Genomic DNA, 9,325 nt, shown 5'->3' with positions numbered 1-9,325 from the left:
TCCTCCATCCGCTCGCTCTGCCAGCGGATGCGCTGGCACAGCAGCATGATGATCTGGATCGCGACCTTCGGCTCGCGCTCGAGGAAGGCGAGGAAATCCTCGCGCCGGAGCACGAACAGTTCCGACGGCTCGCCGGCGGTGGCGTCCGCCGTGCGGCTCTGGCCGTCGAGCACCGCGACCTCGCCGAAGAGATCGCCGGAACCCATGAAATTGAGCGTCAGGCGGCTGCCGTCGGAGGCGCCGGTCTCGATCCGGATCTGCCCGCGTCGCACGCCGTACAAGGCATCGCCGGGATCGCCCTTCTGAAACAACATTTCGCCGACGCCGAGCTGCTGGGTGTGGCAAAGGCCGGCGATGCGCTGCAATTCGTTCGCGCCCAAGTCGGCGAACATCGGATTCATTTTCAGAATGACCGCAAATTCGGCCTGTTTGCTCATTGTATTGCCTTCCAGATCGATTTACCGCCCCATGACCGCCCGTTAGCAGGATTTCCTCGCCGCCAAGTGTGTCATAAGTCACATAACATTGCAGCACCCTCGGAATATTTTTGGGCGCTGGGTCCTCCCTCCTTTCGGGGATAAACTCGCCTGACCGGTTGCGCCCGCAGGTCGCGCCACCGAAATGTGTGCCGTCTGCGCGGTCTGGAATATCGAAATGAAAGCACTGAAAATTGTCGGCGCCACCATCGCTGCCGTGATCGTCATCATCGCGCTGCTGCTGGTGACCGGCATCCCCTCCGGTTTCCTGACGACGGAAATCCAGCAGCGGGTCGAACGGGAGACCGGCTACAAGCTCGCCATCAATGGCGGCGCCAGGATCGGCCTGGGATCATCGCTCAGCATCCGGCTGAACGACGTCACGCTGCAGCATCCGAGCGACCGCGACATCAACCGCCACTTCTCGGCCGCGAGCATCGAGGCGGAAGTGACGCTTGCGAGCCTGTGGACCGGCAAGCCCGAGATAACCGAACTTGTCATCATCCGCCCGGTGGCTAGTCTGCCGTTGCGGCGCGAGCGCGTGGTGAGGGAAGCCAATCCGGCCGCGAAACCCGCTGGCGGCAAGGGAACGGAAGCGTTTTCGATCGCGCATATCAGCGTGAGCGGCGGCACGATCGTGCTCTCCAATGTGCGCGACCGGGTCGAGAACAGGATCGAGACCATCAACGCCGACATCGTCATCGACGCCGACCGCAAGGTCACGCTGTCGGGCAATGCGCGCAAGAACGGCAATCCGCTGAAATTCGAACTCAAGGCGGCGCTGCCGGCGGCTCCGGCCGAGCGGCAGACCATTCCCGCCGAGATCAAGATCGATGCGCCCGATTTCTTGAACGGGCAGCTCACGGCGAAGGCCGAAGCCCGCCTCAACGGCCCGATCGTCATGGTCAACGGCGTTACCGGAACGCTCGGCGACGGCGCGTTCAACGGCTGGGCCTCGTTCGACCTCTCGAGCAAGCCGCTGGTGAAGCTCGATCTCGATTTCCAGAAGCTTGCGGTCGCGATGTCGCGCAGCAACGACAGCACCGCGGGGCAGCCCTGGAGCAATGCGACGCTCGACATCAACGGCCTCAATTACATCGACATCCAGGCGCGCATTTCCGCGGCCGAACTCGCTATCGGCGGCGCGCGTTTCGCGCCCGCCGCGATCGACGCCACGCTCGCAAGCGGCGTCCTGAAGGCGCAGGTCGCCAATCTCGGCGCCTATGAAGGCAATGCCAGCGGCGATCTGACCGTCGATGTCTCCGCCGCCACGCCCACTTTTGCGATGCGTGCCGACCTCGCCAATGTTCGGGCCTTGCCGCTGCTGAGCGGCCTTGCCGATTTCGACCGGCTCGACGGCAAGATGCAGGCGAAGATCAGCGTGCGCTCGTCCGGCATCAGCCAGCGTGCGATCATGTCGAACATGGCGGGCACCGCCTTCATCGTGTTCCAGGACGGCGCGATCAGGGGACTCAATGTCGCGCAGATGATCCGCTCGCTGACGGCGAGCCCGCTGTCGGGCTGGCAGCAGAGCGAGGAAAAGGCGACCGACCTCTCGCAATTGTCGGCATCGTTCAAGATCGACAAGGGCCAGGCGCAGACCACCGACCTCAACCTGATAGGCCCGCTGGTCAAGATGACCGGCGTCGGCACCATCGCGCTCGACACCAGGCAGATCGGATTTCGCGTCGAGCCGAAGCTCGTCATGACCACCGAAGGCCAGGGCCGCGCCGGCGATCCGGTCGGGCTCGGCATCCCCGTGATGCTCGAGGGCCCTTGGAGCGCGCCGCGGATCTATCCGGAAATGCAGGGCATCCTCGACAATCCGGAAGCCGCCTATGCCAGGCTGAAGGAGATGGGCAAGGGCCTGTTCGGCGAAAAGGGCGCCGGCCTTGGCGCGGCGATCGGCAGCCTGCTCGGCGGACAGTCGGGCACAGCCGGCGGACAGGGCGCGGCGGCCGGCCAGCCGCCGGCCAGCAACCCGCTTGGCGGCCAGCTCGGCGAGACGCTCGGCAACCTGCTGCAGCAGGGCCTCGGCGGGCTCGGCCAGGGCGGCGCCGGCCAGGCTCAAGGCCAAGCCCAAGGCCGCGCGCGGCCGGGCGGCCAGCGCAGCCTCGTCGGTCCGAACGCGCCCGCCGAGGCGCCGCCGCAAGCCGCGGCTTCCGAGCAGGCCGCCCCGCTGCCGCCGGATGATGCGGCCGCGCAGCAGGACAGCCAGGCGATGAACGAGGTGATGCGCCAACTGTTCAATCGCTGACGCCACCGAGGCCGTCATGGCCGGACCTGGCCAAATCCCGCTGAATCCTGCCTGAAATCAGGGCTAACCATGTTGGCTGACGCACAATCCCGGCCCCCAATTCATGCTAGACAGGGCTCCCATGCGGGGGTCCAATTGAGGCCGCCCCCGCGCCAATGACGAACCGATGCGCGCGCCTTTTCGGCGTGGCCGCACGAGGGCCGGATGAGCGAGGTCAAGGACAGGGTTCGGTTTCTGCGCGAAGGCCTGTTCGCCAAATACGTCGTCGCGCTGGTCGGGCTCGTCGTGTTCGTGCTGGCGGTCAACGGCGCGATGGAAATCTGGATCACCTATCGCGGCATCAAGAGCTCGCTGAACGATGGCATGTCCGAAAAGGCGGAAGCGACCGCCAAGCGGATCCAGCAATCGATGACCGACCTGGAGCGGCAGATTTCCTGGGTCACGCGCGCCAGCGCGACCAAGGCCAACGAAGCCGCGACGCTGGAGCAGCACCGCGAGGATTACGCGCAGCTGCTGCGGCAGGTGCCGCAGGTGAGCCAGCTCTCGTTCCTCAACGGCCAGGGCCGCGAGCAGCTCCGCATGACGCGCCAGATCATCACGCCCGGCAGCAATGCGGACTTCTCCCGCGATGTCCGGCTGACCGAGACATCAGCGCGCGGCACCAGTTTCGCTCCGGCCTATTTCCGTGGCGAGCGCCCGTTCATGTCGATCGTGCTGTCGCATGCCGACGGCAGCATCACGCTGGCGGAGATCGACCTCGACTTCCTCTCGGAATTCCTGATCGACGCCCAGATCGGCAGGGTGACCTACGCCTATGTCACCGACGCCAGGGGCGATGTGCTGGCGACCTCGTCGAATGGACCTGAGATCGGAAAGAACCTGCTGACGCTGCCGCAGGTCGCCGCCGTCAGCAAGCCGGGCGGCGTCGCCCCGGTTTCGGGCACCGATGTCCGCGGCGACGCGGTGCTGACGACATCGAGCGTGGTGCCGAAACTCGGCTGGCGCGTGTTCTTCGAACAGCCGACGGCGCAGGCGCTGACTCCGATCCGCGACCAGCTGGTGCGGATCGCGCTGCTGGTCGCGCTCGGCCTCGTGGTCGCGATCATCGCCGGCACCATCATGGCGCGGCGCATGCTGGTGCCGATCACGGCGCTGCAGGCCGGCGCGCGGCGGCTCGGCGCCGGCGATTTCGGCCATCGCATCGAGGTCAACACGTCGGACGAGCTGGAGGAGCTTGCCGACCAGTTCAACGGCATGGCGGGCCAGCTCGCCGAAACCTATTCGAACCTCGAAGGCAAGGTGAAGGAGCGGACGCGCGATCTGGCGCAATCGATCAACGAGCTCAAGGTGCTCGAGGAGGTCGGCCGCGCCGTCGCCTCCTCGCTCGATCTCAACGCGGTGCTGCCGACGGTGGCCGCCCGCGCGCTGGAAATCACCCATGCCGACGCCGTGCTGATCTATGGCTACGACGCCGGCAATCACCAGTTCTCGCTGACCGAATCGATCGGCATCGACAAGGCGGCGGAGGGACGCCATCGCGCGATCGACGCCGACAACTCGCCGCTCGGCGAGGCCGCGGCGTCCGGCGAGCCGATCGCAATCCCCGATCTCGGCGCAGCTCCCGAGCATCCCTTGCGCGATGCCGTGACCGAGGCCGGCTTCCATTCGGTGCTGGTGGTGCCGCTGGTCGACCAGACCGGCATCCTCGGTTCGCTGGTGGTGCTGCGGCGAAATGCCGGCGAGTTCTCCGACAATCTGATCGGCCTGATGAAGACGTTCGCGCACCAGGCGGCGCTGGCGATGCGCAACGCGCGGCTGTTCACCGAAGTCGACCAGAAGAGCCGAGAACTGCTCGCCGCCAACGACATGGTGAGCCGGCAGGCCAGCAAGCTGCAGGACCAGACCGACCAGTTGCGCGACTGGAACCGCTCGCTGGAGGAGCGTGTCGAGACGCAGCTCGGCGAGATCGAGCGCATCCGCCGGCTCGAGCGGTTTCTGGCGCCGCAGGTGGCGCAACTGATCGCCTCCTCCGACGGCCATGAGGGCCTGCTCGACAGCCATCGCCGCGAAGTGACGGTGGTGTTCTGCGACCTGCGCGGCTTCACGGCGTTCACCGAGACCACCGAGCCGGAAGAGGCGATGAACGTGCTGCGGGAATATCACGCGGCCCTTGGCGAACTGATCTTCAAGTATGAAGGCACGCTCGACCGTTACGCCGGCGACGGCGTCATGATCCTGTTCAACGCGCCGATCCAGTTCGCCGACCACACCGCACGCGCGGTCAAGATGTCCGTGGAAATGCGCGACACCGTCGGCGCGCTGACCGAGAAATGGCGCAACCGCGGCCACAATCTCGGCTTCGGCATCGGCATCGCGCTCGGCTACGCCACGCTCGGCCAGATCGGCTTCGAGCAGCGGCTGGAATACGCCGCGATCGGCAGCGTGACCAACCTGGCCTCGCGCCTGTGCGACGAAGCCAAGGCCAACCAGATCGTGGTGTCCAGGCGCGTCTACGGCATGGTCGAACCATGGGTCGAGGGTCGCCCGATCGACGATTTGAACCTGAAGGGTTTCAACCACCCGATCCTCGCCGCGGAAGTTATCCGCTGGCGCGAGGAGGTGGACAATGTGGTCGATGCGGCCGCGGCGGCCGCGCGGATGAAGAAGAAGGTGTAGCCGCCCATCGCGGCCTCAAACGCGCAGCGCTGTCGCGACCCTCCGGTCAAAATAAAATATGGAAAACAACCCCATGCAAAGTAGCCTGGCGGCTGGACGGATCGCGTTCGCGCGCCCCGTGACGCAGCAGGACCAGGCGCATATCCGTCCAGAAGACCGCCGTCAGTGCCATCCCGGCTGCTGCATTCGCGCGCGGGTCTGCGCCAGGTCTTCGAGGCTGCTCTCGATCTGCGCGCGGCATATCCCGAGATCCGTGAGAGTGCGGTCGTCCAGCCGGTGCAGGTCGGCGCGCGCGGCCTGACGCCCGTGGCGCGCGATAACTGCCGCGAACAAGCGGTTGATGAAACGGCGCAGGTGCGCCAGCCGAACTGCAACTCGCAAAACAAACGGCCTGGCGGCGGAAGCCTGCATGTTGGTCAGTACAGTCATGGCCGTGTTCTCCAAGCCGGAATCCGGCAGCCTTGCCGGCCATTCTTTCTATCGAAGGCCTGCTGCCAGCATGGTGTCAGCAGACTTCGGTGCGCACGGCGGAACGCGGCGAGCACCGGACAGGGGGTAGATCAAGCCGCAGGATGGAATTGAACATTTCTCCACGCGCCCAAGACAAAATCAGAGCGCACAAAGCCAAGGCCCTCCTAACAAAATCGCGCCGATGCACAGCCGGGAACGGCTTCATCGCGCTTGGCTCCAACCGGCCGTTTCTGGTATCCAAGGCCCTGAATTTGAGAAGGAATTGCCGATGCCCGTCCTTGCCGCGCGCGACTTCACGCCAAAACTCACTGCCCTGATCGCCGCGGGCCTGTTCTGCCTTTCCTCGTCCGTTTCACGCGCCGACGACGGCGATCCCGCCGCGCCCAGGGGCGCCGCGGTGACCGTGCTCAAGGCGGCCAAATCCTGCTTTGCCAACACCGTCGAAGTTTCCGGCACCATCATTCCGCGCGAGGAGACGCAGGTGCGGCCGGAGCGGATGGGGCTGAAGGTTGCCGAGGTGATGGTGGATGCGGGCGACAGCGTCACCGCGGGGCAGGTGCTGGCGAAATTGAACCTGCCGGAAGGTGGGCAGATCTCGGTGCAGGCGCCGGTCGGCGGGGTGATCTCGGCGTCGACGGCTTCCGTCGGCGCGATGGCCTCGGGCAAGGGCGAGGCGCTGTTCTCGATCATCGCGCGCGCCGAATTCGACCTGGTCGGCATGGTGCCGACACGCGATATCGCAAAACTGCAGGTGAACCAGACCGCGCGGATCAAGGTGATCGGCGCCGGCGAAGTCGACGGCAAGGTGCGGCGGCTGTCGACCACCGTGGAGCCGAACAGCCAGCTCGCGCAGGTGTTCGTCGGCGTCACCACCAACCGCCGCCTGCTGGTCAATTCAAGCGGCCGCGCGCAGATCAAGACCGGGCAAAGCTGCGGCGTCGCGGTGCCGCTGACCGCGATCCTCTACGGCACCGCCGGCACCGTGGTGCAGGTGGTGCGCCGCGCGCGCGTCGAAACCCGGCGGGTGGAGACCGGGCTGATGTCGGCCGGCCAGGTCGAAATTACCTCCGGCCTGCAGGAAGGCGACATCGTGGTGGCGCGCGCCGGCGCGCTGCTCCGTGAAGGCGATCCGGTGCGACCGGTGATGGCGAGCGCCGACGCGAAATAGCGGCGCGCCTGGCGTTCGCGGGGCGACGATCAGCCGCCGAGGCGGACGTCTTCCGAGAGCGAGGAAGAGACCTGCGGGACCTGCTCGCCCTCGGAAGCGCGGGAGACCGAGATCCGGGTCTTGTTGAAGGCGCTGGCGGCGCTGGCCTGCGAGTCCAGATTGTTGAGCAGCTCGGAGACCAGCACGCTGTACTGGCCCTTGCCGTCATCGGCGACCTTGCCCGGCGTCGCCGAGGTCAGGATCAGCGCGTTCTCCGGCGTGGAGATCGGGGCGAGGCCGTGGGAATAGGAGCGGAAGCGGCGCTCATAGGGATTGCGGCGGGAGGCATCGACGACGACGAGCTTGGCCTTGGCGCCCTTCTCGGACATCGTATCAAGCACCTGTTCGATGCTGACGCCATCGCGGCGGACATCGCCTTCCTTCCAGATCGCGGCATCGACCGGGATCATGAAGCTTTCGCGGCCGACCTGGACGCCATAGCCGCCGAAGAACAGCATCGCGACGGTATCCGGCTTGATCTTGCTCTTCAGGCGGGCAACAGCGCGGGCCATGTCGTCCTTGGTGGCGTCCTCGACCACGTCGACGTCAAAGCCCTTGCTCCGCAGGGCGGCGGTGAGGCCGCGGGCGTCGTTGATGGGCTGCGCCAGCGGCGCGGAAGCGTCCGGATAATGGCCGTTGCCGATCACCAGCGCGACGCGGTTGGCGCCGGTGCCGATCGAGCCGGTCTGCTCGGTGTCGATCGCCTTGGCGGCGTCGAGCGAACGCTTGTTCAGCGCCGCATGGGCGCCGATCGCCAGCGACACCAGGCCGACAAAAGCCACGGCGATGGTGGCGGTGCGGCGGGAGATGTGGAGCTGACCGAGGTTCATCGCGTTACCATTCCCAAGTTTGATCCAGGGGCGCCAAGCAAGAACGCGCCAGTTAGTCGCGTGAGGACCGTTCAGGTTTAAGGGGTTGCCGGCTGTGTGCCGTCGAATTGCGCTAAATTTGCGGCACCGCAACAACCAGGCTTTTAGCCTGCCACGTCTTCCCTAACAACCTCCAATGACGCATGGCGCCAGCCGACGCCGATAGTGGTGGAAGGTTAATATCACTTAAGTGACCTACATCACATTGTTTTTCCAGGCCGATTTATATAGTTTTCAAGGGCTTGCGGGCCCGCTCCGGCCGGCGGTGGCCACGTTGAGCTATTTGCCATGCTTAACGCGGCCCTCCCTTCACCGTTCCGGCGGAAAGTGACTGCATGGGTTTCCACAGGATTGCCGGCGCCACATTCCGGGCGCTGACCGCCCGGAAAGATGGCCCGTCCCTCTATGACGTCTGCGACCCCGTCCTGCTGAAATACCGCGGCGGCGACCCGCATCTCGGCAAGTTCTATCGGACCGCGCTCGGCAATCCGGCGCTTCGTCCCCTGCTCCGCCGCACCGGGCACCCCGCCTTGCGCGACGAAAAGCGGCTCGGCGCCGTGCGCGAGGCGCTGGTCCGGGCCCGTGACGAGGCCGAACCGGACTGGGCCGCGGTCGGTGCCCCCATTGCCGAGCTGATGGCCGATATCGGCGCACGCCATCCCGCACCCGGCCCGGCCGCGACATCCAGCCGGGCGCCCGACGCAAGCGAGATCGACCTGACGATCCGCCGCTGCGGCGCGCACCTGCTGCGCTCGTTTGCCAAAAACGGCTTCATCCCGACCTATGCCGCCTTCAACCTGATCGGCGACGCCGACATGGGCGGACGCGAAATGCTGATGGCGCTGACCGGGCTGAACTCGCGCGGCTACAAGAACTCGACGCTGCTGTTCGGCCTGGCGCGGATCTTCATCGCGCATTCGCCGGCGCGGGCGCTGATCAACCCGCCCTGGAGGGGGATCGCCGAACCGATGTGGGAGCCGGTGCAGATCCGCCACCGCTCGGCCTATTACGACGCCTTCTTCACCGAGGCGCTGCTGAGCTACCTCGAGAGCGGGCTGGCCTCGACGGAAGAGACCGCGGCATCGCGGCGCGCGATTTCGGAGATGGTGGATTTCTGCCTGAAGACCTCGGCCGAGGAAGTGCCCTCGCATGACGGTTCGACGGTGCGCGTCGTCACCGCGCTGGCGCCGGGTCCGCATCCGCGCTTCTCGCGCTTCTTCGCCCAGATCAAGCAGGATCTCGGCTTCGGCATCTACGTACCGGATTGCGACACCACCGCGTGCTCGTTCTCGGCGGCGACGCAGGCAGGCTCCGCCGATCCGATCCTCGACCAGCCGCTGCTGGATTTCTACCGCGGCTACCAGGTGCG

The 9,325-nt window shown here is 66.1% G+C and carries 6 protein-coding genes and 1 pseudogene; 4 read left to right on the top strand and 3 right to left on the bottom strand.

What is annotated here, in order from left to right; all coding sequences use genetic code 11:
- A partial coding sequence (locus tag V7E26_RS27305) for a Crp/Fnr family transcriptional regulator (protein WP_324422350.1) occupies window positions 1–437 on the bottom strand: 437 nt, incomplete at its 3' end.
- A 217-nt stretch (window positions 438–654) separates the two neighbouring features.
- Between V7E26_RS27305 and V7E26_RS27300 the strand changes: the two genes are divergently transcribed.
- Both V7E26_RS27300 and V7E26_RS27295 read left to right on the top strand, forming a co-directional pair.
- Window positions 655–2,733: an AsmA family protein gene (locus tag V7E26_RS27300; protein ID WP_324422348.1), complete on the top strand. Its 2,079-nt coding sequence runs from the start codon at window positions 655–657 to the stop codon at window positions 2,731–2,733.
- Between the two features lie 204 nt (window positions 2,734–2,937).
- Window positions 2,938–5,409, top strand: a complete 2,472-nt coding sequence (locus V7E26_RS27295; RefSeq protein WP_324422346.1) for an adenylate/guanylate cyclase domain-containing protein — start codon at window positions 2,938–2,940, stop codon at window positions 5,407–5,409.
- 162 nt (window positions 5,410–5,571) lie between these two features.
- Here the strand turns inward: V7E26_RS27295 and V7E26_RS27290 are convergent, their stop codons facing one another.
- A complete protein-coding gene (locus V7E26_RS27290; protein ID WP_324422344.1) occupies window positions 5,572–5,838 on the bottom strand; it encodes a DUF1127 domain-containing protein in 267 nt (88 codons plus the stop codon).
- A gap of 310 nt (window positions 5,839–6,148) precedes the next feature.
- Here V7E26_RS27290 and V7E26_RS27285 point away from each other — a divergent pair, with 310 nt between their 5' ends.
- On the top strand, window positions 6,149–7,048 hold the full coding sequence (locus V7E26_RS27285; protein WP_324422342.1) for an efflux RND transporter periplasmic adaptor subunit: 900 nt from the start codon (window positions 6,149–6,151) through the stop codon (window positions 7,046–7,048).
- Between the two features lie 29 nt (window positions 7,049–7,077).
- On the opposite strand, the gene V7E26_RS27280 is transcribed toward V7E26_RS27285, so the two are convergent.
- The gene (locus V7E26_RS27280) at window positions 7,078–7,917 is read right to left on the bottom strand and encodes a caspase family protein (RefSeq protein WP_324422340.1); all 840 of its coding nucleotides are present in this window, start codon (window positions 7,915–7,917) and stop codon (window positions 7,078–7,080) included.
- Between the two features lie 374 nt (window positions 7,918–8,291).
- On the opposite strand from V7E26_RS27280, the pseudogene V7E26_RS27275 reads away from it, so the two are divergent.
- Window positions 8,292–9,325, top strand: a pseudogene (locus tag V7E26_RS27275) (hypothetical protein); the annotation flags it as partial.

This window comes from Bradyrhizobium sp. (assembly GCF_036735945.1).
Taxonomy (GTDB): Bacteria; Pseudomonadota; Alphaproteobacteria; order Rhizobiales; family Xanthobacteraceae; genus Bradyrhizobium.
The sequence above is the reverse complement of the archived record's forward strand: the minus strand, read 5'-3'. Positions and strand labels throughout refer to the sequence as shown.

Bases quoted from the DNA above. Each gene is read 5' to 3' on its own strand.
- V7E26_RS27300 (WP_324422348.1), top strand. From the start codon at position 655: ATGAAAGCACTGAAAATTGTCGGCGCCACCATCGCTGCCGTGATCGTC.
- V7E26_RS27290 (WP_324422344.1), bottom strand. From the start codon at position 5,838: ATGACTGTACTGACCAACATGCAGGCTTCCGCCGCCAGGCCGTTTGTT.
- V7E26_RS27295 (WP_324422346.1), top strand. From the start codon at position 2,938: ATGAGCGAGGTCAAGGACAGGGTTCGGTTTCTGCGCGAAGGCCTGTTC.
- V7E26_RS27285 (WP_324422342.1), top strand. From the start codon at position 6,149: ATGCCCGTCCTTGCCGCGCGCGACTTCACGCCAAAACTCACTGCCCTG.
- V7E26_RS27280 (WP_324422340.1), bottom strand. From the start codon at position 7,917: ATGAACCTCGGTCAGCTCCACATCTCCCGCCGCACCGCCACCATCGCC.